Annotated in this window: 25 protein-coding genes and 1 pseudogene; 20 read left to right on the forward strand and 6 right to left on the reverse strand. The window is 67.5% G+C overall.

Annotated features, from left to right (window positions below; all coding sequences use genetic code 11):
• Nucleotides 1-814: 814 nt before the first annotated feature.
• Both ACFQXB_RS20320 and ACFQXB_RS13245 read left to right on the forward strand, forming a co-directional pair.
• A pseudogene (locus ACFQXB_RS20320) lies at nt 815-1,381 on the forward strand (DNA methylase); the annotation flags it as partial.
• A 190-nt stretch (nt 1,382-1,571) separates the two neighbouring features.
• Entirely contained in the window at nt 1,572-1,772 is a 201-nt protein-coding gene (locus tag ACFQXB_RS13245) for a DUF7220 family protein (protein WP_449301247.1), read from the forward strand.
• Here ACFQXB_RS13245 and ACFQXB_RS13250 read toward each other — a convergent pair.
• The 4 genes from ACFQXB_RS13250 to ACFQXB_RS13265 all read right to left on the reverse strand — a co-directional run bounded on the left by ACFQXB_RS13250 (nt 1,769) and on the right by ACFQXB_RS13265 (nt 3,843).
• Nucleotides 1,769-2,614, reverse strand: coding sequence for a DUF429 domain-containing protein (locus ACFQXB_RS13250; protein ID WP_377404611.1), 846 nt, complete (start codon nt 2,612-2,614; stop codon nt 1,769-1,771). The genes ACFQXB_RS13245 and ACFQXB_RS13250 overlap by 4 nt on opposite strands.
• A 50-nt stretch (nt 2,615-2,664) precedes the next feature.
• Nucleotides 2,665-3,249: a DUF3489 domain-containing protein gene (locus ACFQXB_RS13255; RefSeq protein WP_377404614.1), complete on the reverse strand. Its 585-nt coding sequence runs from the start codon at nt 3,247-3,249 to the stop codon at nt 2,665-2,667.
• Nucleotides 3,250-3,343: 94 nt separating this feature from the next.
• Complete coding sequence (locus ACFQXB_RS13260) at nt 3,344-3,556, reverse strand: hypothetical protein (RefSeq protein WP_377404617.1); 213 nt, start codon at nt 3,554-3,556, stop codon at nt 3,344-3,346.
• Between the two features lie 14 nt (nt 3,557-3,570).
• Nucleotides 3,571-3,843 (reverse strand): hypothetical protein, encoded by a 273-nt coding sequence (locus ACFQXB_RS13265; RefSeq protein ID WP_377404620.1) that lies wholly within the window; start codon nt 3,841-3,843, stop codon nt 3,571-3,573.
• 112 nt (nt 3,844-3,955) lie between these two features.
• Here ACFQXB_RS13265 and ACFQXB_RS13270 point away from each other — a divergent pair, with 112 nt between their 5' ends.
• The 9 genes from ACFQXB_RS13270 to ACFQXB_RS13310 all read left to right on the forward strand — a co-directional run bounded on the left by ACFQXB_RS13270 (nt 3,956) and on the right by ACFQXB_RS13310 (nt 11,653).
• On the forward strand, nt 3,956-4,540 hold the full coding sequence (locus ACFQXB_RS13270) for a hypothetical protein (RefSeq protein ID WP_377404623.1): 585 nt from the start codon (nt 3,956-3,958) through the stop codon (nt 4,538-4,540).
• Nucleotides 4,488-6,482: a phage terminase large subunit family protein gene (locus ACFQXB_RS13275; protein ID WP_377404626.1), complete on the forward strand. Its 1,995-nt coding sequence runs from the start codon at nt 4,488-4,490 to the stop codon at nt 6,480-6,482. Before ACFQXB_RS13270 ends, ACFQXB_RS13275 begins: the two co-directional genes overlap by 53 nt.
• A gap of 4 nt (nt 6,483-6,486) precedes the next feature.
• Complete coding sequence (locus tag ACFQXB_RS13280; protein WP_377404629.1) at nt 6,487-6,702, forward strand: phage head-tail joining protein; 216 nt, start codon at nt 6,487-6,489, stop codon at nt 6,700-6,702.
• Nucleotides 6,703-6,705: 3 nt separating this feature from the next.
• Nucleotides 6,706-8,268 carry a phage portal protein gene (locus tag ACFQXB_RS13285; protein ID WP_377404632.1) on the forward strand — a complete coding sequence of 521 codons (1,563 nt, stop codon included), beginning with the start codon at nt 6,706-6,708 and terminating at the stop codon, nt 8,266-8,268.
• 64 nt (nt 8,269-8,332) lie between these two features.
• Nucleotides 8,333-9,295 carry a head maturation protease, ClpP-related gene (locus tag ACFQXB_RS13290; RefSeq protein WP_377404635.1) on the forward strand — a complete coding sequence of 321 codons (963 nt, stop codon included), beginning with the start codon at nt 8,333-8,335 and terminating at the stop codon, nt 9,293-9,295.
• A gap of 4 nt (nt 9,296-9,299) precedes the next feature.
• On the forward strand, nt 9,300-9,665 hold the full coding sequence (locus ACFQXB_RS13295; RefSeq protein ID WP_377404638.1) for a head decoration protein: 366 nt from the start codon (nt 9,300-9,302) through the stop codon (nt 9,663-9,665).
• Between the two features lie 25 nt (nt 9,666-9,690).
• The gene (locus ACFQXB_RS13300) at nt 9,691-10,704 is read left to right on the forward strand and encodes a major capsid protein (RefSeq protein ID WP_377404641.1); all 1,014 of its coding nucleotides are present in this window, start codon (nt 9,691-9,693) and stop codon (nt 10,702-10,704) included.
• Nucleotides 10,704-11,015: a head-tail joining protein gene (locus ACFQXB_RS13305; protein ID WP_377404644.1), complete on the forward strand. Its 312-nt coding sequence runs from the start codon at nt 10,704-10,706 to the stop codon at nt 11,013-11,015. The genes ACFQXB_RS13300 and ACFQXB_RS13305 overlap by 1 nt, the downstream gene beginning before the upstream one ends.
• A 5-nt stretch (nt 11,016-11,020) precedes the next feature.
• On the forward strand, nt 11,021-11,653 hold the full coding sequence (locus tag ACFQXB_RS13310; RefSeq protein ID WP_377404647.1) for a DUF6441 family protein: 633 nt from the start codon (nt 11,021-11,023) through the stop codon (nt 11,651-11,653).
• Nucleotides 11,654-11,672: 19 nt separating this feature from the next.
• Here the strand turns inward: ACFQXB_RS13310 and ACFQXB_RS13315 are convergent, their stop codons facing one another.
• Nucleotides 11,673-12,596, reverse strand: coding sequence for a hypothetical protein (locus tag ACFQXB_RS13315; RefSeq protein WP_377404650.1), 924 nt, complete (start codon nt 12,594-12,596; stop codon nt 11,673-11,675).
• Nucleotides 12,597-12,694: 98 nt separating this feature from the next.
• On the opposite strand from ACFQXB_RS13315, the gene ACFQXB_RS13320 reads away from it, so the two are divergent.
• Nucleotides 12,695-13,114: an acyl-CoA transferase gene (locus ACFQXB_RS13320; protein ID WP_377404653.1), complete on the forward strand. Its 420-nt coding sequence runs from the start codon at nt 12,695-12,697 to the stop codon at nt 13,112-13,114.
• A 10-nt stretch (nt 13,115-13,124) separates the two neighbouring features.
• Here ACFQXB_RS13320 and ACFQXB_RS13325 read toward each other — a convergent pair whose 3' ends face one another.
• Nucleotides 13,125-13,571, reverse strand: a complete 447-nt coding sequence (locus ACFQXB_RS13325; RefSeq protein WP_377404656.1) for a thermonuclease family protein — start codon at nt 13,569-13,571, stop codon at nt 13,125-13,127.
• A gap of 65 nt (nt 13,572-13,636) precedes the next feature.
• Between ACFQXB_RS13325 and ACFQXB_RS13330 the strand changes: the two genes are divergently transcribed.
• The 8 genes from ACFQXB_RS13330 (at nt 13,637) to ACFQXB_RS13365 (ending at nt 21,705) form a co-directional block, all read left to right on the forward strand.
• Nucleotides 13,637-14,578 (forward strand): phage tail tube protein, encoded by a 942-nt coding sequence (locus ACFQXB_RS13330; protein ID WP_377404659.1) that lies wholly within the window; start codon nt 13,637-13,639, stop codon nt 14,576-14,578.
• Complete coding sequence (locus ACFQXB_RS13335; protein ID WP_377404662.1) at nt 14,578-15,015, forward strand: hypothetical protein; 438 nt, start codon at nt 14,578-14,580, stop codon at nt 15,013-15,015. The genes ACFQXB_RS13330 and ACFQXB_RS13335 overlap by 1 nt, the downstream gene beginning before the upstream one ends.
• Before the next feature lie 98 nt (nt 15,016-15,113).
• On the forward strand, nt 15,114-15,254 hold the full coding sequence (locus ACFQXB_RS13340) for a DUF7697 family protein (RefSeq protein WP_377404665.1): 141 nt from the start codon (nt 15,114-15,116) through the stop codon (nt 15,252-15,254).
• Nucleotides 15,235-17,412 carry a phage tail tape measure C-terminal domain-containing protein gene (locus ACFQXB_RS13345; protein ID WP_377404668.1) on the forward strand — a complete coding sequence of 726 codons (2,178 nt, stop codon included), beginning with the start codon at nt 15,235-15,237 and terminating at the stop codon, nt 17,410-17,412. Before ACFQXB_RS13340 ends, ACFQXB_RS13345 begins: the two co-directional genes overlap by 20 nt.
• A 129-nt stretch (nt 17,413-17,541) precedes the next feature.
• Nucleotides 17,542-18,405: an alpha/beta hydrolase gene (locus tag ACFQXB_RS13350; protein WP_377404671.1), complete on the forward strand. Its 864-nt coding sequence runs from the start codon at nt 17,542-17,544 to the stop codon at nt 18,403-18,405.
• A 283-nt stretch (nt 18,406-18,688) separates the two neighbouring features.
• Complete coding sequence (locus tag ACFQXB_RS13355) at nt 18,689-19,339, forward strand: phage distal tail protein, Rcc01695 family (RefSeq protein WP_377404674.1); 651 nt, start codon at nt 18,689-18,691, stop codon at nt 19,337-19,339.
• A gap of 11 nt (nt 19,340-19,350) precedes the next feature.
• Entirely contained in the window at nt 19,351-20,811 is a 1,461-nt protein-coding gene (locus ACFQXB_RS13360; protein ID WP_377404677.1) for an SGNH/GDSL hydrolase family protein, read from the forward strand.
• 9 nt (nt 20,812-20,820) lie between these two features.
• Nucleotides 20,821-21,705: a DUF2163 domain-containing protein gene (locus ACFQXB_RS13365; protein WP_377404680.1), complete on the forward strand. Its 885-nt coding sequence runs from the start codon at nt 20,821-20,823 to the stop codon at nt 21,703-21,705.
• The last annotated feature ends 1 nt before the right edge of the window (nt 21,706 follow it).

Here is a 21,706-nt window from a genome sequence, read left to right on the forward strand (position 1 = left end):
AAACTTTATTGCAGTCCAAGCCTTCCGGGCGAGACGACAGCGGCGACGTCAAGCCGACGTCAAGCCCCCTGAGCAATGGTCCAAAATCTCGCTTACCGTGAATTCAAACATCTGACCGGTCGCGCGGGGTGAATACCTCGCGGACACCGGAGTCCAGCCGGAAGCCGGTGGATCCCGTTGCGCCGGAGTCCACCCGGCCAATGCTGATCAACCATCAACAGGAACCTGCATGACCCTCGCCTTTGCCCCGGAGCGGATCGAGACCTGGCCGCTGTCGCGCCTGCAGCCCTATGCGAAGAACGCGAAGGTGCATGGGCCCGACCAGGTCGCGAAGCTGGCCGCCAGCATGGCCGAGTTCGGCTGGACCGTGCCCTGCCTCGTGGCCGAGGACGGCGAGCTGATCGCTGGCCACGGACGCGTGCTCGCGGCGACGCAGCTCGGGCTGACCGAAGCGCCGGTGATCGTGTTGGGGCACCTGACCGAGGCGCAGCGTCGGGCTTACCGGATTGCGGACAACAAGCTCACGGAACTCGGCACCTGGGACGAGGCGCTGCTGTCGGCCGAACTGAACGACCTGCTGGCCGAGGATTTTGACCTGTCGCTGGTCGGCTTCACCGACGGCGAGCTGGACAAGCTGCTGGCCTACGCCGCGGAAGACGACGGTGAAGAGGGTGGCGCCGGGGGCTCCGTGCCGCCGGTGACCATCCCCGAGCCGCCCCGCAATCCGGCATCGCGCACCGGCGATCTGTGGATCCTAGGCGACCACCGGCTCCTATGCGGTGACAGCACCAGCGCGGCGGATGTGCGCCGCCTGATGAATGGCGAGCGGGCAATCCTGTTCGCGACCGACCCGCCGTATCTCGTGGACTACGACGGCTCGAACCACCCGACCCGGAACAAGGACTGGTCGCAGTCCTATGGGGTAACCTGGGACGACAGCAGCCAAGGGGCCGACCTCTACGATGGCTTCATCGCCGCGGCCGTGGCCGAGGCAATCACTGAGGACGCGGCCTGGTACTGCTGGCACGCCTCCCGCCGCCAGGCGATGCTCGAAGCCTGCTGGGAGAAGGCCGGCGCTTTCGTCCACCAGCAGATCATCTGGGTGAAAGACCGCGGGGTTCTGACCCGGTCACACTACCTCTGGAAGCACGAGCCCTGTTTCATGGGCTGGCGCCGACCGAACCGCCCACCGAAGGTCGCCGAGCAGACGCTGCCCTCGACCTGGGAGATGCCGTCCTTCGCGAAGGACGAGCGGCCCGACCACCCGACGCCGAAACCGCTGGACGCGTTCGGCATCCCGATGCGCCAGCACGTTGCCCGCGGCGGGCTTTGCTACGAGCCGTTCTCAGGGTCCGGCTCACAGATCATGGCGGGAGAGGCCAACGGCCGCCGCGTCTTCGCGATGGAGATCAGCCCGGCCTATGTCGATGTCGCCGTCGAGCGCTGGCAGGCCGAGACTTGCCGCGACGCGATCCTTGACGGCGATGGTCGGACCTTCGCCGAGGTGAAGGCCGAGCGGCTGACCTGCCCGCGAAGGAGCAGGATGCAGCCGCATGAAACAGAGCCGGGCCATGTCGCTGGTCGAGGCCGTCGCCAACGTGGCGGTCGGCTACGGCGTCGCCGTGATGACGCAGATCCTGATCTTCCCGGTCTTCGGGCTGCATACGACGCTGGCGCAGAACCTGAAGATGGGCGCAGTGTTCACGGTGGTGAGCATCGCGCGCTCCTTCGCTCTGCGGCGGCTGTTCGAGGCGATCCGAGTTAGGAACTAGGGATCAACAACCTGCGAAGTCGGCACACCGCGCCGGATTGCTGCCTGCCGGAGGCGGGGCCACGTCTCGTCTGAGATCGGCGTGACCATGTAGCCGTGATCAACGTCTCCCAGCATTGCCGAGTAGGCAGTGGGGCCTGCTCGCCAGAAGAGACCAATCAGCGCACAGAGGGCAGCATCAAGTTTGTCCTGATCGGACTTCCGAGGTTGAGCGGCGTTCCGCATCTGGTGGGTCCATTCGGCAAGGCCCAGCACATTGAATCGCTCTGCTGAACGCTCGACCACGCGCGCCACCGCCTGCCAGTCTTCCAAGCGAAATTTTTTCCGGTTCTGCGGATTGTACTTCGGAGCGCCGAGCCGCTGAGCAAAGCCGTTGTCGAGCGCGGGCAGAGCCAGCGCGGGGAATACTTCGATGAGGAAGTGGCCAGCAGACGCTGTGCGCGCCTGAAGAGGATCCTCCTCCGCACAGAGACCGGAAATGAAAGACCAAATCGGCGAGTCGTCGCAGAACATGCCGATCTTGCTGCGGTTGGCCGGCTGAACGCCACCGCCGACAAAAGAAACGAGGGACGCAGCGACTTTGTCCACCGGGCGGCTGCCCGAGGCATTGGGCACTACCGTTGGCTGATCAAGCGCAACGAGGCTGACAGCGAAATCCTTGCGGAGCTCCTCGATCAACCTGCGAGCCTGCGCGAACGAGACCAGTTGCGGTTCGTGGAACTGCACTTGGCCGTGGTCATCAAACGCCACGGCGCAGATCGCGCCCGGCGCCTTCGGTGCATCGGTCCACGCCGAATCGAAACCGAAAATGACCGTGCTGCTTTGCGGGTTCACGAAATCCATGTGGTCCTCCGCAAAGCAGCATAATCAAAGGGTGCAAGGAATGCAGTCGCTTACTTGCTTAGCATGTAAACCCTTCCTCGACCCTCGACCTTCTCGGAGGTGACATCGAGGCCGAGCTTCTTCTTGAGCGCGCCGGAGAAGGCGCCTCGGACCGTGTGCGGCTGCCATCCGGTTTCGGCGACGATCTCGTCGATGGTCGCGCCGCCGTCGGCGCGGAGCATCTCGATCAGCTTCGCCTGCTTCGTGCCCGCCCGCGGTGTGAGTGCCTTGGGCGCAGCGTCCGCCTCTGCGGGAGCGTCCTGCGGGGGCTCGGTACTCGGCGCCCCGTCGGCGCCCGTGGGCGCGCTGCCGGAGCCTTCCGGCTCGACGCCGATGGCGGCGAGGCCCGCGTCCGTGATGTGCAGGAGGATGGCGTTGCCGTCCTCGTCGTTGCGCCAGATGCGGTTGAGCGCGGCGTCGGCCTTGGTCCGGCTGTCGGTCGTGGTCTCGGCGATCAGCCCGCGCTTCAGAAGCGCGCCGACAACCTTTGCGGCGGCGCCGCCGCGAAGGGAGCCGGGGAGCGGCAGGACGTTGCTGTCCTCGCGTTCCACAGCGGAGCTGAGGATCACGAGCTGGGTATCGGAAAGCTTGGTCATCTGGGGTCTCCGTTTTAGGGGCCGCGACCGTCGCGACCCTCCTACGACCCCGAGCCGCGCATCGGCGCGGCAGGAGTTCCGGCTGGACCGGAGGTCAGATCAACCCGAGTTCGCGCAGGAGCGTGGCAGTGGCGGGCAGTCGATCTGTCGCCACGTCGATGGCGATGGTCATGCTGTCGGCGGTGAGGCGAGCGGGAATGTTCTCCTGCTCGCGGAGTGCACTCTCGATCTCGTCGAGGACGGCGGGGATGCGGCTGGCATCCCAAGGCTCGTACAGGCCGCGGATGGCTATGCGGATGGTTTCCATGTTGCGCGCTCCCGTCACTCGGCGTGTTCGCCCTCGCCGAAGGCGCTGTCGGTGATGCGCTTCAGGAGGCTGGCGTAGTGTTCGAGGGTGCCGACATGGCCCCAGTTCACTTCTTCGGGATTGGCGTTGAAGTGGTTGTCGCTGAGCGCCTGCAGGCGGGCGAGCATCTCGTCAATCTCGGTCTTCTTGCCGATGAAGGCGGCGAGCGCGGCTTCCTTGTTCCGGCGCGCCTTCTCGGCGCGGAGTTCGTGGCGCGGGGTCGTGATCGGGTTTAGGCGCGTGGTCATCGTCGTGGCTCCTTGGTGAGTTGCATCGTCTTTATGGGATCGACGTTCGCTCTGTCCGCGAGGCTTATCAACGACATAAGCACCTGACTTTGTATGATAATCGGGATTGGCGATGCAGGGCATGAGCGAGCGCCAGTACGCTGCCCATGTCGGGCTGTCACGCGGCGCGATCCAGAAGGCGAAGGCCGCCGGCCGGCTGGTCCTGCACGAGGATGGCAGCATCGACGCCGCGGCCTCCGTCAAGTGGCGGGCCGAGACGACGGACCCGTCGAAGACGACGAAGGCACCGGCGCCCAAGCTGAAACCCGTGCCCGCGGCCGCCGTCGCCGCCGTAGGCGACACGCTTCGCGAACAGGGACTGACCGCGCCGGCCGTCGGCGGCGGCACGACCTTCCTGCAGGCCAAGACCGCGAACGAGGTGCTGAAGGCGCAGGAGCGGCGTATCCGGCTCCAGAAGCTGAAGGGGGAACTGGTCGACCGCGCCCGGGCGGAGACGCTGATGTTCCGGCTCGCGCGCGACGAGCGCGACGCATGGGTGACCTGGCCGGCGCGGGTGGCTGCGTTGATGGCCTCGGAGCTCACCGCGGCGCTGGGGAATGCATGCGAGGTGGAGGCGGCGCAGATGCAGAAGGTTCTGGAGGCCCATGTCCGCGCCCAGCTCGAAAGCCTCGCGGAGATCCAACCCGGGCTTGGATGAGGATCTCTTCGGGTTCGACGGCGCCGCCGCGCTGATCCGCGCCTGGTCGCGGGGTCTGCGTCCCGACCCGGATCTCACCGTCTCGAGCTGGGCCGACCGCCACCGGAAACTCGCCTCGCGGGCCTCGGCCGAGCCCGGGCAGTACCGGACCGCGCGCACGCCCTACATGCGCGAGATCATGGACCGGCTGTCGCCCGGCGATCCGACCCAGCGGATCGTGTTCATGAAGGCCGCGCAGGTCGGCGCGACCGAGGCCGGCAACAACTGGATCGGCTTCGTGATCCATCAGGCGCCGGGGCCGATGCTGGCGGTCCAGCCGACGGTGGAACTGGCCAAGCGGAACTCGCGCCAGCGGATCGATCCGCTGATCGATGAAAGCCCCGACCTGCGGGAACGGGTCAAACCGGCCCGGTCCCGCGACGCGGGCAACACGATGCTGTCGAAGGAGTTCGCGGGCGGCATCCTGATCATGACGGGCGCCAACTCGGCGGTCGGGCTCCGGTCCACCCCGGCGCGGTACATCTTCCTGGACGAGGTCGACGCCTATCCAGCCTCGGCCGACGAAGAAGGCGATCCGGTCACGCTGGCCGAAGCGCGCTCGCTGACCTTCGCCCACCGGCGCAAGGTGTTCCTGGTGTCGACGCCGACGATCCACGGGCTCTCCCGGATCGAGCGGGAGTTCGAGGCATCCGATCAGCGGCGGTACTTCGTGCCGTGCCCGCATTGCGAGGCGATGCAGTGGCTGACGTTCGAGCGGCTGCGCTGGGAGAAGGGGCGGCCGGAGACGGCCGAGTATCTCTGCGAGGGCTGCGAGCGGCCCATCGCCGAGCACCACAAGACGAGGATGCTCGAGCGCGGCGAGTGGCGCGCGACGACCACGGCCGCCGATCCGACCACGGTCGGCTACCACCTGTCGGCGCTCTATTCGCCGGTCGGGTGGCTCAGCTGGCAGCGGATCGCGCGGGCGCATGAGGCGGCACGGGGCAGCGACGAGGCGATGCGGGCATTCCGGAACACCATCCTCGGCGAGACCTGGATGGAAACCGGCGAGGCGCCCGACTGGCAGCGGCTGGCGGACCGGCGCGAGGCATGGGCTCCAGGCACGGTGCCGCAGCGAGGGCTCTTCCTGACCGCGGGCGCCGACGTGCAGAAGGACCGGATCGAGGTCGACGTCTGGGCCTGGGGTCGGGGTCTGGAAAGCTGGCTTGTCGATCACCTCGTGCTCGAGGGCGGCCCCGGCGATCCGGCCTGCTGGCAGCAGCTGACGGAGTTGCTCGGGCGGACATGGACGCATGCTTCGGGTCAGCGGATGACGCTCGCCCGGCTCGCGATCGACACGGGCTACGAGACGAGCGCGGTCTATGCCTGGTCGCGCCAGGTGGGGTTCGCGCAGGTGGCGCCGGTGAAGGGCGTCGAAGGGTTCACCCGCACCAGCCCGGTGACCGGGCCGACCTATGTCGACGCGACCATCGCGGGCAAACGGCTCCGGCGCGGCGCCCGGCTCTGGACCGTGGCCACCTCGACCTTCAAGGCCGAGACCTATCGTTTCCTGCGGCAGGACCGGCCGACAAGAGAAGAACAGGCCGCAGGTGTACTGTGCCCGCCCGGCACGATCCACCTGCCGGACTGGGTGGACGGCGAATGGCTCAAGCAGCTGACCGCCGAGCAGCTGGTGACGGTGAAGGGCAAGCGTGGCTTCACGCGGCTCGAATGGCAGAAGCTCCGCGAGCGCAACGAGGCGCTGGACACTCGGGTCTATGCCCGCGCGGCCGCGTGGATCCTCGGGGCGGATCGCTGGCCCGAGGTGCGGTGGGCCGATCTGGAGGCACAACTCGGTGTGGCGAAGCAGGACGGGTCCGAGGCCGGTCCAGCGACAGCGCCATCCACCCCAACCCGAACGACGCCGCGCCGACGCACGGTGCGCTCGAGCTACATGAGGTGACTTGATGAGCACGGCCGCTGAGCTCCGCGCCCGCCGCGATGCGCTGAAGGCGCAGCGCTCCTCGGGCGTGGCGCGGGTGAGCTATGACGGCAAGACCGTGGACTATCGCAGCGTGGCCGAGATCGACCGGGCCATCGAGGCACTGGATCGCGAGATCGCCACGGCCGAAGGCCGGCGGATCGTCCGGCATGTGCGCGTGACGACGACGAAGGGGCTCTGAGCCATGGGCCTGTTCGACCGTTTCCGCCGCCGCACCCCCGGCGGCCCCGCGTCCTCCGGGCTTACGCGGCTCCCCCGGAGCCACGGTCCCTCTGGACTGCGCGCCCGGCTCGAAGGCGCCATGGCAAAGCGGCGACTGCGCGGCTGGAACCCGCCGCTCGAGAACATCAACGCGCTGGTCGCCTCGGGCGGCCCACGGCTCCTGGCGCGGTCCCGCGAGCTGGTGGTGACGAACGGCTATGCCGCCAACGCCTGCGAGGCCTTCGCGGCGAACCTCGTCGGTGACGGGATCAAGCCTTCGTCGCTGATCGGAGACGCGGATCTCCGCGACCGGGTCCAGCGGCTCTGGCTCGCCTGGACCGACGAGGCCGACGCGGATGGGCTGACCGACTTCTTCGGCCTGCAGGCCATGGTCGCGCGCGAGATGTTCGTGGCGGGCGAGTGCTTCGTCCGGCTGCGCCCGCGCCGGGCCGAGGACGGGCTGCTGGTGCCGCTGCAGCTGCAGCTTCTCCAGTCCGAGATGCTGCCGTTCGAGAAGATGGAGACCGCGGCAAACGGCAATCGCATCCGCTGTGGGATCGAGTTCGACGGGATCGGCCGGCGCGTGGCCTACCACTTCCGCCGCCGCCATCCGGGCGACAGCACCGATCAGGGGGCGGTGATCCCGGAGACGGTGCGCGTGCCGGCGGCGGATGTGCTGCATGTCTATCGCCCCATCGATGCAGGCCAGATCCGGGGGCTGCCGCATATCGCGCCGGCGATGGTGCGGCTGTTCCTGCTCGACCAGTACGACGACGCCGAGCTCGACCGGAAGAAGACCGCGGCGATGTTCGCGGGCTTCATCACCAAGACCGCGCCCGAAGAGCCCATGATGGGAGAGGCCGAGGCGGATCTCGACGGCGCCGCCATTGCGAGCCTCGAGCCCGGCACGATGCAGGTGCTGCTGCCCGGCGAGGATGTGAAGTTCTCGTCTCCGGCCGATGTCGGCGGCGGCTACGAGGCGTTCCAGTACCGCACGCTGCTGGCGGTCTCGGCCTCGCTGGGACTGCCCTATCATCTCGTCACCGGCGATGTCCGGCAGGCGAACTACTCGAGCCTCAGGGCCGAGCTTGTCGAGTTCCGCCGCCGCATCGGCCAGCTGCAGCATGGCGTGATCGTGCACCAACTCTGCCGCGCGGTCTGGCTGCGCTGGCTGGAGACGGCGGTGCTTTCGGGTGCGCTCAACGCCGATCCGGCACAGGTGCGGCCGGTGCAATGGATCCCGCCACGCTGGGACTGGGTCGATCCGCTGAAGGACATCCAGGCGCAGGTGCTGGCGATGGAGACGGGCATCACCTCGCGGCGCAAGGTGGTCGAGGCCACCGGCTACGACATCGAGGAAGTCGATCGCGAGAACGCGGCCGACGCCGCGCGCGCGACTGGGCTCGGCCTGCGCTACCGCACAAGCCCCGGCGAGACGCAGGGCGCTCGCGCGACGCCGGCGACGCGGCCTGACCCGGGCGCTGGCGCCGGCAACGACTCGGACGACGGCACCGACGCGACCGATCCGGCCACCGAACAGGAGTGAAGACATGGCAAGCTGGTATGCGATCCACGCCCGGGGGCGTGGCCGAGAGGACGCGCGCGCGGAAGTGGCGATCTATGACGAGATTGGCGCCTACGGGGTCTCGGCGAAGGGGTTTCTCTCCGAACTGGGCGCGCTGCCTGAGGGCACGCCCGTCGATCTGCGGCTCAACAGCCCCGGCGGCTCGGTCTTCGACGCGGTCGCGATCCACAACGCGCTGAAACGGCACGCGGGCCCGGTCACGGTCTGGATCGACGGCATTGCCGCCTCGGCGGCCTCCTACATCGCCATGGCGGGCGACGAGATCGTCATGCCCGAGAACGCCTTCCTGATGATCCACGATCCGGCCGGCCTCGTCATGGGCACGGCCGAGGACATGCGCGCCATGGCCGAGGCGCTCGACAAGGTGAAAGGCAGCCTTGTTGCGGGCTACGCCGCGAAATCCGGCCGGTCGCCTGAGGAGGTCTCCGCGCTGATGGCGTCCGAGACCTGGTTCGACGCTGCGGACGCCATGGCACAGGGCTTCGCCGACCGGCTGGTCGAGCCTGTCCGCATCGCCGCGCGCTTCGAAATCAGTCGGTTCCGCAACGCGCCGCCGGTGCTGGTCGACGCCATCGAAACCGAGCCGGAGAACGACGACGACACCGAAGGTGCCAGCGCCGAGGCCACCGATGAAGCGGATCAGGTCGCGGACAGCGAAGACGATCAGGACGCCACCTCCGACGCTCCTCAGCTGCCGGCCGAAGCCCCGCCGCCGAGTGGCGCGCCGCCGGACCCGGCCGCGATCCGGTCGGAGGCCATCGGCCATGCCCGGGCCGTGATCGACCTCTGCCGCCTTGCGGGCCAGCCACAGATGGCCGGTCGCTTCCTTGAACAGGACGCGAACCTTGAGGAGGTCCGCGCGGCGCTCCTCGCCGCCAAGGCCGAGGCCGAGCCCGAAATCGCGCCCCATCACCCGCAGCCCGGCCGCTCCTCGGCCGCGCGTCCCTGGGGCGAGATCGTCGCCCGCACCTTCAAGCCGAAAGGATGACATCATGACCACGCTGGTCGAAGGCACACACCCCGGGGGCTTCCTCGTCTGGGAAGCCTTCCGCGACTACACCCGCGAGACGATCACCGTCGCGGCGGGTACGCTCGAGCCCGGCGCCGTGCTCGGCAAGATCACCGCGTCCGGCAAGTACGCCGCACACGACCCGGCCGCCGTCGACGGCACCGAGACCGCCGTCGCCGTGCTCTGGGGCAAGGCGGATGCGTCCGGTGGCGACGCACCGGCGGTCGCGGTCGTCCGCGGACCCGCCATCGTCAACCGTCACGACCTCGTCTTCGCCGGCACGCCCAGCGAGGGCGAGATTGCGGCCGCCCATTCGGCGCTCCTCGCCGCGGGCATCCTCGTCCGCTGATCCAATCCCGACAGGAGGCATCCTCATGGCCACCATGGACATCTTCGAAGGCGATGCCTTCACCATCGTCGAGCTCACCCGTGCGCTCGAGAACATCCCCTACAAGCCGGCGCTGCTCTCGGGCTCGAACCTCTTCAGCCCGCGCGGCGTGCGCTCGCGCACCGTCGTGATCGAGAGTCGCGACGGCACGCTCTCGCTGATCCCGTTCTCGGAGCGCGGCTCAGCCTACGAGCAGCAGGTGCCCGACCGGCGCGAGATGCGCGCCTTCGTCTGCCGGCAGTTCAAGAAGCAGGACGTGCTCTGGGCCTCCGAGATCCAGTCCGTCCGCGACTTCGGCTCGGAGAGCGCCACCCAGCAGGTGCAAACCGAGGTGGCCTACAGGCTGCGCAAGCTCCGCCAGGACGCGGAGACGACCTTCGAGTATCACCTCCTGAACGGCATCCAGGGGCTGGTGAAGGACCCGAAGGACCACGCGACGGTGGTGAACTACTTCACCGAGTTCGGCATCTCGCCGGCGGCCGAGATCGACTTCGACCTCGACAATGCGAGCCCCGCCTCGGGGGCGCTCCGGAAGCGCTGCCAGGCGCTGATCGAGAGCGTCGAGGACTCGATGGGCGGGCTCTCGGCCGGTGCCGTGCAGATCCGAGCGGAATGCGGCTCGGCCTTCTTCGCCGATCTCGTGGCCCACAAGGAGGTGCGCGAAACCTACCTCAACACCGCCGCCGCGGCCGATCTGCGGGGACGCGTCGCCGACGAGGTCAGCTTCGGCGGCATCACCTTCCGCCGCTACCGTGGCGGCGTCGGCTTCGCGGTGCCGACCGACAAGGCCTTCTTCTACCCCGAAGGCATCGAGGGGCTCTTCGAGATCTACTACGCCCCCGCCGACACCTTCGAGACGGTCAACACGCTGGGTCAGCCGCTCTACGCCCGCACGATCCCGGACCGGGATCGCGATGAATGGGTGCGGCTTGAGATCGAGAGCAATCCCCTCCCGATCTGCACTCGCCCGCAGGTGCTTCGCTCGGCGCGGCGGACCTGATGACCGCCTTCGCCGCCGCCCTCGACGCGCTTTTTGCCGACGCGCATCTCGCGCGCGACGTCGTCTACACCGCCGAGGGCGGCGCGTCGGCACTTGTCCGCGCCATCCTGCGGCGCCCCGACGACGTCATCGGTTTCGGCAAGGCGCAGATCTGGTCGGAGAGCACCCGGCTCGATCTGCGCCTTTCCGAAGTGGCCAACCCGCGTCCCGGTGACCGCATCGAGATCGACGGCGAAGCTTTCCTCATCCAGGGCGAACCTGTCCGCGACCGCGAGCGGTTCGTCTGGACCGTGGACCTTCGGCCGGCCTGATCGCGATGAAGCTGAAGCTCGACATTACGCCCGATCTCGTCGCCGCCATGGCCACCGAGGTGAAGGCGGGCGAGAAGGCCGTCACCGCCGCCATGCGGGAGGCCGGGACCGGGCTCAAGTCGTCCTGGCGCGGTCAGATCACCAGTGCAGGGCTCGGGCGGCGGCTGGCGAACTCGATCAGGAGCCAGACTTACCCCAAAGCGGGCGAGAGCCTGGATGCCGCGGCGCTGGTCTGGTCCAAGGCGCCGGTCATCGTTGGCGCCCACGACACCGGCCCGATGATCCGCTCGAAGGACGGCTTCTGGCTCGCGATCCCGACCGAAGCCGCCGGCCGCGGCCTCCGAGGCGCCAAGCTTACCCCCGGCGAATGGGAACGCCGCCGCGGCCTGCGCCTGCGCTTCGTCTATCGCCGCCGCGGGCCGAGCCTGCTCGTCGCCGACCGCGCCCGGATCAACGAGCGCGGACAAGCGGTGGCGTCGCGCGCGAAGACCGGCCGCAACCAGGTCACCGTCCCGATCTTCCTGCTGTTGCCACAGGTGAAGCTGCCGAAGCGGCTCGACCTCGGCCGCGACGCCGAGCAGGCGCTCGACAGCGTGCCGGGACTGATCGTGGCGAATTGGGTGGAGGCACGAGCATGAGTAGCCAGAAGCGTCGGGCCTAAGATTCTCCTCGCACAATTGCCAGAAGTCGACGGAACTCGGAATCCTCAGTATCACGCTTCCAGAAGTTGATGAAACGAGCCACAACTTGAAGATTTCCAATTTCGTAGTGGCCAGAGCTGTCAATGCGATCCAAAGACGGTCGTAATTGCAAATCTGGACCGTCAAACTGAAGGAAAATTTCTGAAATGGCGCACCTATCACCTGTTTCCCCCAGCAACTCTTTGATATGCGAGATGAGAGCCTCTTTCGAGAGCCGGAGGTCCTTGTTCTTGATAGTGCGTTCCACTGTCTGTCCGTAGGACTGCTTCGCCGTTTGGTTGGCCTGTTCAGCCATGTTCCAGATCGCGATTTCCTTGGAGCCAAGGTAGTGGCCCGTGTTTTGACGTTCCAGCTTGCTCATCCACCAGAAGGCGTCGAGTGTCCACAGGTCCACTTTCAAGTCTCTTGCCAGCTGAAGGAGCATGGAATTGATGATTTCATACCTTTGCCCCTCCGAAGCACCGTGGGGGAACGTTGGCCATACACCTCGTTCCCGCATTTCCGGTTCGCTGGTGCCGTTCCAAACCCCGTAGCGATCAGGATATGCCAAGAGCAATATAGGTGTGAGGGTGGCCGCACCGGCTCCACGCACCATGGAAAGGGCGGAATCAAATCTGTCCGAGATCGGCTTTGTTTCGTCTACTAGACCGGTTATCGCATCTCGCAGACTTTCCATATCATCTGTGGCTCGGCGCCCCAGGCGTTCTAAACCTGTCCAGTGGTGATTGTGCTTGAAACTGAGGAAATCCAGATAGTCCTGCTTGGTGAGACTTTGCGGATTTCGGAATATCGGCCCGAAGCGATCAAGTACTTCATCACGCTTTGCGACAATGTGACGAATATCCGGCAGACTGAGAGCCTTGTCGACGTCGAACAGCATTATCGATACCTCTCAAAAGTGCGCCAGAACATAACCGTGTCGAAATCAGTGCAAACGCACAAGACGACATTTCTTGATGTGATGATCGGCAGAGAACCGTGCCCAGCCCTCGCGAAACTATCCTCGCCGCGCTGCACGTGCGGCTCTCGGTACTGCCCGCCACCACCCTGCGCGGTGAGGTGCTGCCCGAGCGTGTCCAGGCCGAGGGGCTGTTGATCCTGCGCGACGGCGAACCGAATGAGCCCGAGGTCACGCTGTCACCCCTGCGCTACCACTACCAGCACCGCGCCGAGATCGAGGCGGTCGTGCAGGGCGGCGACCGTGACGCCGCCTTCGACACGCTGACCGCCGGCATCGGCACAGCGCTCGCCGCCGACCGGACGCTGGGCGGCCTCTGCGACTGGGTCGAGGCGGAAGCGCCGCGGCCCGTCGATCTGCCGGTCGAGGGCGCGGCCAGCCTGAAGGCCGCCGTGATCCCGGTGGTGCTGCACTATTCCACGGCCGACCCGCTCGGATAGAACCGACGGGTCAGTTGCCGCGACAGGTGCCGTAGTAGCCGCCCGAGAAGTAGCAGTATTCCCGGGCCACTCCGGCAGCGATCATCTGGGCAGCGATGTCGCGACCATCGGGGAGGAAGCACTGCCCGACGATCCGCCCGTATCGGTCGATGTCGCGTACACGACAGGTCAGGCTTTGGCCGGCGACCAGCCGCTGCAGAGTGGATGTCGCGGCGGAGGCACCGCGCTCGTTGCGTTCGGGAGCATCAAGGCCCCAGACACGGATCGGCCGATCGACGCCGCGAAGTGATAGGGTGTCGCCGTCCGTCACATAGCGGACCGCGCCACTCACGGTATTCGTCTGCGCCGAGGCGGGGCCAACCGAAAGAACCACGATCGCAAGGACAGAAACGATCATCCGGGTGATGATCCACCGACCGGAAATACTGAGCGGGAATTTGGGACGATTACTGCGCATGACCTTTATGTGCGGCACGGCCCGACCGAACGCAACCGCGCTTCGACACCATCAAGGAGAACACCATGGCACGAGCCCAGGGGGCGCGGGCGCTGATGGCGCTTGCGTTCGAGACGACCTACGGGACGCCGCCGGTGGGCGGCTTCACCCGCATGCCTTTCGCCAGCACCTCGCTGGGTGCGGAGCAACCGCTGCTGAACTCGGAGTTATTGGGCTACGGCCGCGATCCGCTGGCGCCGATCAAGGACGCCGTGACGGCTGACGGCGATGTCGTGGTGCCGCTCGACGCCGAGGCCTTCGGATTCTGGCTGAAGGCGGCGTTCGGAACACCCACGACCACGGGCGCGGAAGCGCCCTACACCCACGAGTTCCAGTCAGGGTCTTGGACGCTGCCCAGCATGTCGATCGAAACCGGCATGCCGGAGGTACCACGCTACGCGATGTATTCCGGATGCGTGCTCGACCAGATCACCTGGCAGATGCAGCGATCCGGGCTGCTGACCGCGACCGCGCGGCTCGTGGCGCAGGGCGAGACGGTGGGCACGACGACCAGCGCCGGAACACCGGCGGCGTTGGATCTTAAGCGCTTCGGCCATTTCAACGGGTCGATCACGCGCAACGGCACCGCCCTCGGCAATGTGATCTCGGCCGAGATTACCTACGCCAACAACCTGGACCGGATCGAGACGATCCGCAGCGACGGCCGCATCGACGGGGCGGACCCGTCCATCGCGGCGCTGACCGGCCGGATCGAGGTCCGCTTCGCCGACCAGACGCTGGTGACGCAGGCGATCAACGGCGAGGCCTGCGAGATGGAGTTCGGCTACGTCCTGCCCTCCGGCGAGAGCTTCATCTTCACGGTGCACGCCGTCTACCTGCCGCGTCCCCGCATCGAGATCTCCGGACCGCAGGGCGTGCAGGCGACCTTCGACTGGCAGGCCGCCCGTGACAGCGTCGTCAGCCGGATGTGCACCGCCACCCTCGTGAACGATGTGGAGACGTATTGATGCTCACGCTCGACCTGACCAACGCCCCGCGCTGGCACGATCTCACTACCGGCGTCCGCGTGCAGCTGCGCCCGCTGACCACCGCGCTGATGGTGACCACGCGCAGCGATCCGGCCGTCGAGGCGGTGCCCGAGGACGCCTCCGGCGAGGAACGCGCGGTGGCCTTCGCCAAGGCGCTGGCGCGGCGTGCGGTACTCGCCTGGGAGGGCATCGGCGATGCGGACGGCAATCCCATCGACCCGCGCCCGGAGGCCATCGACGCGCTGCTCGACGTCTGGCCGATCTTCGAGGCCTTCCAGCTTACCTACGTCTCCAAAGGCCTGCTGCTGGAACAGGAAAAAAACGCCTCCGCGCTCTCGCCGAATGGTCCTTCGGCGGGGGCGACAGGTATTGTGAAGCCTGCGCGCAAGCCTGCCCGGACTGCCCGGCGCGGCTGAACCGGCCGCTCACCCATGAGGGTTGGCAGGTATGGGACCTGGTCGGCCGTCTAGGCGGCCAGCTGCGTGTCCTGCCCGGTGCGGTGATCGGCTGGGACATGTCGGCGGCGCTGGCGCTCGGTGACGCCCTCGGTGTGCCGCCGCTCGCCATGGCCGAACTGCTGCCCGTCATCGAGGCGGTGATGGTCACCAAGCTCAACGAACAGGTGGATCAATCCCATGGCGGAAAAACGGGTTAGCGTCCGCCTCGCGGCCGTGGGCGGACGGCAGGTGCGCGCCGAGCTGGAAGGTGTCGGCGAGGCCGGGTCGCGCGGCTTCGGACGGCTGAGCCGGGAGATGGAAGCGGCGAACACCCGGCTCGCGGCCTTCTCGCGGCGGGTGCGCGTGGCCGCCGCTGCCGCCGTGGCGGCCGCCGCGGCCGCTGGCGTGGCGATGATCCGCTCCGGGCTCCAGACGGTCGATGCGCAGGCAAAGCTCGCGGCCTCCCTCGACACCACCGTCGCCAGCATCCAGGTGCTCGAGCGCGCGGGCGATCTGGCGGGCGTGTCGATGGGTCAGGTCGAGCAGGCGGCGATGCAACTGACGCGACGGCTGAGCCAGGCCGCTTCCGGCGCTGGCCCCGCGACGGAAGCCCTGCGCCGCCTGCGGCTGTCGGCGGGAGAGCTGCAGGCCCTGCCGCTCGACCAGCGGATCGCGCTGATCCAGGACCGGCTGGCAGACCTCGTGCCCGAAGCGGAGCGCGCGGCGGTCGCCTCGCAGCTCTTCGGCGACCGGGCGGCGCTGGTCTTCAGCCGCATCGACACCGCGACGCTGCGGCAGGCGACAGAGGATGTGCGGGATTTCGGGGTTGTGGTGTCGGACCAGGACACGCGCCAGATCGAGCGCACCAACGATGCCATCTCGCGCCTCGGCCTGATCTGGCGGGGGCTGTCGAACCAGCTCGCCGTCGCGGCGGCGCCCGCGCTGGAGGCTGTCGCCGATGCCATGGCAGCGGTCGCGCGCACCACCGGGCTGCTCGGCATCGCGATCCGCACGCTCTTCGACAACCTCGGGCGGCTGGCCAGCATCGCGGGCACCTTCGCAGCCCTGATGGCTGGGCGCTGGGTCGCAGGCCTCGCGGCGGCGGCTCTCTCGGTGCGCGGGCTGGCCACTGCCCTCGTGGTCCTGCGCGGCGCGCTGATCCGCACCGGGATCGGGGCGCTGATCGTCGGTGCAGGCGAGTTGGTCTATCAGTTCTCCCGCCTCGTCACCGGAGCCGGGGGCTTCGGGAACGCGCTGGAGCTGATGGGTAACGTGGCCCGGGCAGTCTGGGACGGCATCAAGACCACGATGGGCTCGCTGGTCGACGACTTCCGGGCGTTGCGCGCGGATATCGAGAGCATCTGGACGCGGCTCATGGCCTTCCTCGCGGGCAAATGGGCCGACTTCCTCGGGATGATCGGGCCCACCTTCAACGCCGTGGCCGACCGGATCGGCGCGGATTTCCAGATCGACTGGTTCGGGGCGCAGTCCTGGGCCTCGATGCTGGATCATGCCGCGAGCAACGCGGGCAGCATGGCCGAACGCTTTCGCCAGCGGGCGGCGGACACGCGGGCGGGGGCCTTCGACAGCGTCCGCGAGGCCGTCACCGCGCTGGTCGAGGCCGTTCGCGGGTCGGGCGAGGAAACCGAAGGCGCACTCGATGCCGCTGCCGCCGGGGCCCGGCGCGTTGCCGAGGCGCTGGACGAGGCAGAGACCTCGGCGGGTCGCGCGGGTGCCGCCGGGCGCGAGGCCGGAACCCAGACCGCCACCGGCGCCGAGGAAGCCGTCACTGGCTGGCAGGCGGTGACCGCCGCGCTTGCCGACTATGCAGCAAGGGCGCGCGAGATAGGGGCCGACATCGGCCAGGCGCTGGTCGGGGCCTTTGGCGCGGCCGAGACCGCGGTCGCCGACTTCGTGCGCAAGGGCAAGCTCGACTTCCGCGATCTGGTGACCTCGATGATCGCCGATCTGGCCCGGCTCGCCGCGCGGCGCTTCATCCTCGGCCCGCTGGCGGGGCTGCTGTCCGGCGTGCTCGGCGGCGCAGGGGGCATGTTCGCCTCGGTCTTGCACGCGGGCGGCATGGTGGGCGCGGCCGGTCCCGGCCGGATGGTCCCGGCGCTCGCCTTCGCGGGCGCGCCACGCATGCATTCGGGCGGCTGGGTCGGGCTGAAGCCGGACGAGGTGCCCGCGATCCTGCAGCGCGGCGAGCGGGTGCTCTCGCGCCGCGAAGCCGCAGAATTCGGGCAGCGGCCGCGTGATGCGCTCTCCGTCAACATCACCATCATGACGCGCGACGCGGAAAGCTTTCGCCAATCGCGCACCCAAGTCGCTGCCGACATCGCACGTGCAGTGTCCATGGGGCGGAGGGGGTTGTAGCTTGTGGAGATCGGAAAAAGGCGGGCTAATGCCGCTTGGAGCCCTTCACGGTTATTCGGAACTGACTTCCTTGTAGGGCGTAGGGCCTACGCGCATGGAGAATATCCTGATCATGATCAAGGATTGGTGGTGTCAGATTTCTTTAACGGTTTCGCTGAGCAGCTTGTGATGACATCGCGTGGCAAGATCCGCGTGCGGTGTGGCGGGTCCGGTTTTCCCATCCTGCTTCTTCACGGGCATCCGAGAACACACACCACCTGGTTCAAGGTGGCACCTCAACTCGCGCGCAATTTCCATGTGGTTTGTGCGGATATGCCGGGCTTTGGGCGAAGCTATCAACCGGAAACACCCGCCGGCAGCTCGGCAAAGGCGAAGGCAGAAGCGTTACATGAGTGCATGGCAGTGCTCGGACATGAAAGGTTCGGGGTCGCGGGGCATGATCGCGGTTCGTATCGGGCATTCCGGCTTGCGATGGATTTCCCCGACAATGTTGCGGGCCTTGTCGTGATGGACGGTATTCCGATCTACGAGGCTTTGAATCGGGCGGACTGGCGCTTTGCAAAAAGCTGGTGGCACTGGTTCTTCTTTGCCCAAAGCGAGAAGGCGGAAGCGGCGATTCAGGCTCACCCCGACCTTTGGTATCCTGCAGAAGCCGCCGCCGGGGCAGAGAACAACCGGGATTATCTTGCCGCCACCCGAAACTCGGACGTGGTACGTGGTATGCTCGCAGATTATCGCGCAGGGCTTGAGTTCGATTATGACGATGATCGACGCGACAAGGAGGCAGGGAGACGTCTCCGCTGCTCCCTTGGAGTTCTCTGGTCAAAGCATGACGACATGGAAAGCCTTTATGGAGACCCGGTAAATCCCTGGACGGCCTGGAGCGATCAGATCGTTCTGCAACATGGGATCGCAAGCGGGCACCACATGGCTGAGGAAGCTCCTGACGAGGTTGCTGACCAGCTTAAACTGTTTTTTGCGGAGCTACGCTGACCGTCGGCTTCGTCCCGCACAGCCGCCATCACTTTCATGCCGGCGCGCCAACAACCCGCTCGTTCTACGCGCCGGCCAAGCACCGACCGATCACGGCGAAGACCATGTTACCGGGGCCGGGGATCCCGGCAAGCGGCGCGCGGAACTGCAAGAGCGCCGGGACAAGTTCACGATGCGCTCTTTGGGCTGGGCCTCTTGCGGCTGTGCCCGATCCATAACGCGGGCGCGGGGCAGCCCGACCCCGGCTCCGGCGCAATACCACAACTCCTGACATGAGGATCAGATGTCCTTTCACGAGGTCCGGTTTCCGGACGCGATCAGCCGTGGTGCGCGCGGCGGGCCGGAACGGCGCACGCAGGTGGTGGAGCTCGCCTCGGGCGCCGAGGAGCGCAATGCCAGCTGGGCCGACTCGCGCCGCCGCTATGACGTGTCCTACGGCATCCGTCGCGCCGACGATCTGGCCGCTGTCGTGGCGTTCTTCGAGGCGCGCAACGGTCGGCTCTACGGCTTCCGCTTCAAGGATTGGGCGGATTACAAGTCAGGTCCACCGTCGCGGGTCCCGAAGGCGCAGGACCAGCTGCTCGGAACCGGAGATGGCGTCCAGCGGCACTTCCGCCTGCGCAAGCTCTATGGCAGCGAGGCGACGGGCGGCTGGTGGCGCGCGATCCGCAAGCCGGTCGCCGGCTCCGTGCGAGTGGCGCTCGGCGAGGTAGAGCGCTTTGACGGCTGGACAGTCGAAACCGGCACCGGAACCCTGACCTTCGCCGTGGCCCCCGAGGCGGGCATCGAGGTGCGGGCCGGGTTCGAGTTCGACGTTCCGGTCCGCTTCGACAGTGATCTGCTGCAGGTAACGCTCGATGTCGAGCGCCTGGGCTCAATTCCATCGATCCAGCTCATCGAGCTGCGCGAACGCACCACACCGCTTCCGGACTGAGGAGAGCATCCATGTCAGACACCCGCCATGTCTCGGGCATCCTGCGCACCCTCTCCGGCCAGCCCTTTGCGAACAGGACCATGACCTGGTCGCGCAGTACCCGCCGTGCCGTGGCGCGCGAAGGCGTGGGCTTTGTCGACGAGCGGTTCTTCTCCGTCACCGGTCCGGACGGCACGGTCGATCTGGATGTGGTGCCGGGCGAGTACACGGTGATGGTCTCGCTTGCGGATGCGGACCGCTACATCCAGATCACCATCCCGGAGGGGGAAGGCACGTTCAACATCGCCGACGGGATGTATCAGGAGGTGCCCGCCAGGCCGTTAGAGGCCTGGGAGACGACGCGGATCCTGCTGCGGTCGTACCTTTCCGCCAACAGCGGCGCGCCCAATCCGCATTCGCAAGGCGCGATGCCTGCGCCACCGACCGTCGTTACCGGTGCCGGTGGGCCAGCGGCACCGGCCGCCCCCTACGACATGCTCACCAAATCCTACCGCTATTCCGCAGGCACGCTGGGCAATGTGGCGCGCTTCGATGGCGGCGGCAGCAAGCCCTATTTCACGGACTATCGCCGCTTCCCGGTGGCGACCCGCGCCGCCACCGGCGGCAACGCCAATGACGGCGAGGATGCGGTCAGCTGGCGCGCAGGCTTCGTCGTCGACGCGGCGGCGCTGGCCTTCCGTGTCGTGGGCTCCTCGGTCTTCAACTACCGCATGATCGTGGACGGCCGCTACGTGTCCTTCACCCCCACATCGATGGCCACCGGCGGGCGGCAGTATATCGTGCTGGACTTCGGCACGAAGGCGGTGCGGGCGGTGCAGATCGAGGGTAGCCAGGCAGCGGCGATCGACGGGATCCATGTCGCGGCGGCCGACACCGTCACAAAGCTGGAGGAGGCACCCTTTGGCGCGCTGATGTTCGGGGACAGTTTCACCGGCGCCATCGGCGTGCCGACCGGCCGAGACGGCGACGGGCTGGCGGTGGTGGCGGGGGATCATCTCGGCCTGCCGCTCTGGGCTTCGGGCGTCGGCGGCTCGGGCTATGTGGCGACGGCGGGGAGCACGGTCTTTGCCCTGCCACAGCGCATCGGCGCCGACATCGAACGCTACCTGTCCGAGAAGGGCACACCGCCGCCGCTGGTCATCGTGGCGATGGGGATCAACGATATCGGGTCCGGCGGCATCGCCCCGGCGGCGGCCAGCTGCTTCGACATCATCCGCAACCTCTGCCCCGCGGCGCTGGTCTTCGTGCTGGGACCCTGGGATCGCGCCGCGCCACTGGCGCCTGACGCGGGCTATGCCGAGGTGAAAGCCTCGATCATCACCGCCCTGACCGGTCGCACGGGGTTTTTCTTCATCGACACCCAAGGGATCGACTTCACCAAATCGGATGCCACCCATCCCGATCTCGCCGGGCATCAGGCGCTCGGCCTCTGGCTGAGCAACCGGATCAGGTCCCTTGTGCGAGCGCCGTGAGAGACTGACATGAAAGACTTGTCCTCCGCCCTGCAGGCCCATCTCGACGAAGGCACCACGACGCTGGCCTGGTGCTGGCGGATCACGCGGGCCGATGGCGTCACCTTCGGCTTCACGGACCACGACCGGACGCTGAGCTTTGACGGCACCGAGTTCGAGCCCGAGAGCGGGCTGACCGCCTCCGAGATGCGCTTCGGGTCGGACCTGTCGGTCGATGCGCAGGATGCCGAGGGCGTGCTGACCTCCGACCGGATCACCGAAACCGACATCCTCGACGGGCGCTGGGACAACGCCGAGGTCGAACTCTGGCGGGTGAACTGGGCCGATCCCGGCCAGCGCGTCCTCATGCGCCGCGGGGCCATAGGCCAGATCCGGCGCGGGCGGCTGGCCTTCGTGGCCGAAGTGCGTTCGCTCGCCCATGTGCTCGGCCAGACGGTCGGGCGGACCTTCCAGGCGACCTGCGACGCGGCGCTCGGCGACGGCCGCTGCGGCTTCGATCTCGAGGATCCGGCCTTCAAGGGTACCGGTGCCGTGATCGAAATGCTGCGTGACCGCGCCTTCACCGCCTTGGGGTTCGAGGTCTTTGCGGCGGGCTGGTTCGCGCATGGCACGGTCGAATGGACCAGCGGCGCGAATGCGGGGCGTCGGGCGGAGGTGCTGGCGCACGATCTTGTGGACGGGCTGGCGATACTGACGCTGCTCGAGTCTCCGGTGCGGATCATCACCGAGGGCGACAGCTTCATCGCGCGTGCGGGCTGCGACAAGCGCGTCACGACCTGCGGCACGAAGTTCGGCAATGTCGCCAACTTCCGAGGCTTCCCGCATATCCCCGGCCAGGACACGATCCTGCGCTATGCCACGAAGGATGGCGGCCATGACGGGGCGGTGCTGTGAT

Origin of the sequence: Halodurantibacterium daqingense (assembly GCF_042666235.1) — a bacterium.
In the GTDB taxonomy this organism is placed as follows: Bacteria; Pseudomonadota; Alphaproteobacteria; order Rhodobacterales; family Rhodobacteraceae; genus Halodurantibacterium; species Halodurantibacterium daqingensis.

What these genes read in the sequence shown, in the direction of transcription:
- ACFQXB_RS13245 (WP_449301247.1), top strand. Translation starts at nt 1,572, where the DNA reads ATGTCGCTGGTCGAGGCCGTCGCCAACGTGGCGGTCGGCTACGGCGTC.
- ACFQXB_RS13250 (WP_377404611.1), bottom strand. Translation starts at nt 2,614, where the DNA reads ATGGATTTCGTGAACCCGCAAAGCAGCACGGTCATTTTCGGTTTCGAT.
- ACFQXB_RS13255 (WP_377404614.1), bottom strand. Translation starts at nt 3,249, where the DNA reads ATGACCAAGCTTTCCGATACCCAGCTCGTGATCCTCAGCTCCGCTGTG.
- ACFQXB_RS13260 (WP_377404617.1), bottom strand. Translation starts at nt 3,556, where the DNA reads ATGGAAACCATCCGCATAGCCATCCGCGGCCTGTACGAGCCTTGGGAT.
- ACFQXB_RS13265 (WP_377404620.1), bottom strand. Translation starts at nt 3,843, where the DNA reads ATGACCACGCGCCTAAACCCGATCACGACCCCGCGCCACGAACTCCGC.
- ACFQXB_RS13270 (WP_377404623.1), top strand. Translation starts at nt 3,956, where the DNA reads ATGCAGGGCATGAGCGAGCGCCAGTACGCTGCCCATGTCGGGCTGTCA.
- ACFQXB_RS13275 (WP_377404626.1), top strand. Translation starts at nt 4,488, where the DNA reads ATGTCCGCGCCCAGCTCGAAAGCCTCGCGGAGATCCAACCCGGGCTTG.
- ACFQXB_RS13280 (WP_377404629.1), top strand. Translation starts at nt 6,487, where the DNA reads ATGAGCACGGCCGCTGAGCTCCGCGCCCGCCGCGATGCGCTGAAGGCG.
- ACFQXB_RS13285 (WP_377404632.1), top strand. Translation starts at nt 6,706, where the DNA reads ATGGGCCTGTTCGACCGTTTCCGCCGCCGCACCCCCGGCGGCCCCGCG.
- ACFQXB_RS13295 (WP_377404638.1), top strand. Translation starts at nt 9,300, where the DNA reads ATGACCACGCTGGTCGAAGGCACACACCCCGGGGGCTTCCTCGTCTGG.
- ACFQXB_RS13300 (WP_377404641.1), top strand. Translation starts at nt 9,691, where the DNA reads ATGGCCACCATGGACATCTTCGAAGGCGATGCCTTCACCATCGTCGAG.
- ACFQXB_RS13305 (WP_377404644.1), top strand. Translation starts at nt 10,704, where the DNA reads ATGACCGCCTTCGCCGCCGCCCTCGACGCGCTTTTTGCCGACGCGCAT.
- ACFQXB_RS13310 (WP_377404647.1), top strand. Translation starts at nt 11,021, where the DNA reads ATGAAGCTGAAGCTCGACATTACGCCCGATCTCGTCGCCGCCATGGCC.
- ACFQXB_RS13315 (WP_377404650.1), bottom strand. Translation starts at nt 12,596, where the DNA reads ATGCTGTTCGACGTCGACAAGGCTCTCAGTCTGCCGGATATTCGTCAC.
- ACFQXB_RS13325 (WP_377404656.1), bottom strand. Translation starts at nt 13,571, where the DNA reads ATGCGCAGTAATCGTCCCAAATTCCCGCTCAGTATTTCCGGTCGGTGG.
- ACFQXB_RS13330 (WP_377404659.1), top strand. Translation starts at nt 13,637, where the DNA reads ATGGCACGAGCCCAGGGGGCGCGGGCGCTGATGGCGCTTGCGTTCGAG.
- ACFQXB_RS13335 (WP_377404662.1), top strand. Translation starts at nt 14,578, where the DNA reads ATGCTCACGCTCGACCTGACCAACGCCCCGCGCTGGCACGATCTCACT.
- ACFQXB_RS13340 (WP_377404665.1), top strand. Translation starts at nt 15,114, where the DNA reads ATGTCGGCGGCGCTGGCGCTCGGTGACGCCCTCGGTGTGCCGCCGCTC.
- ACFQXB_RS13345 (WP_377404668.1), top strand. Translation starts at nt 15,235, where the DNA reads ATGGCGGAAAAACGGGTTAGCGTCCGCCTCGCGGCCGTGGGCGGACGG.
- ACFQXB_RS13355 (WP_377404674.1), top strand. Translation starts at nt 18,689, where the DNA reads ATGTCCTTTCACGAGGTCCGGTTTCCGGACGCGATCAGCCGTGGTGCG.
- ACFQXB_RS13360 (WP_377404677.1), top strand. Translation starts at nt 19,351, where the DNA reads ATGTCAGACACCCGCCATGTCTCGGGCATCCTGCGCACCCTCTCCGGC.
- ACFQXB_RS13365 (WP_377404680.1), top strand. Translation starts at nt 20,821, where the DNA reads ATGAAAGACTTGTCCTCCGCCCTGCAGGCCCATCTCGACGAAGGCACC.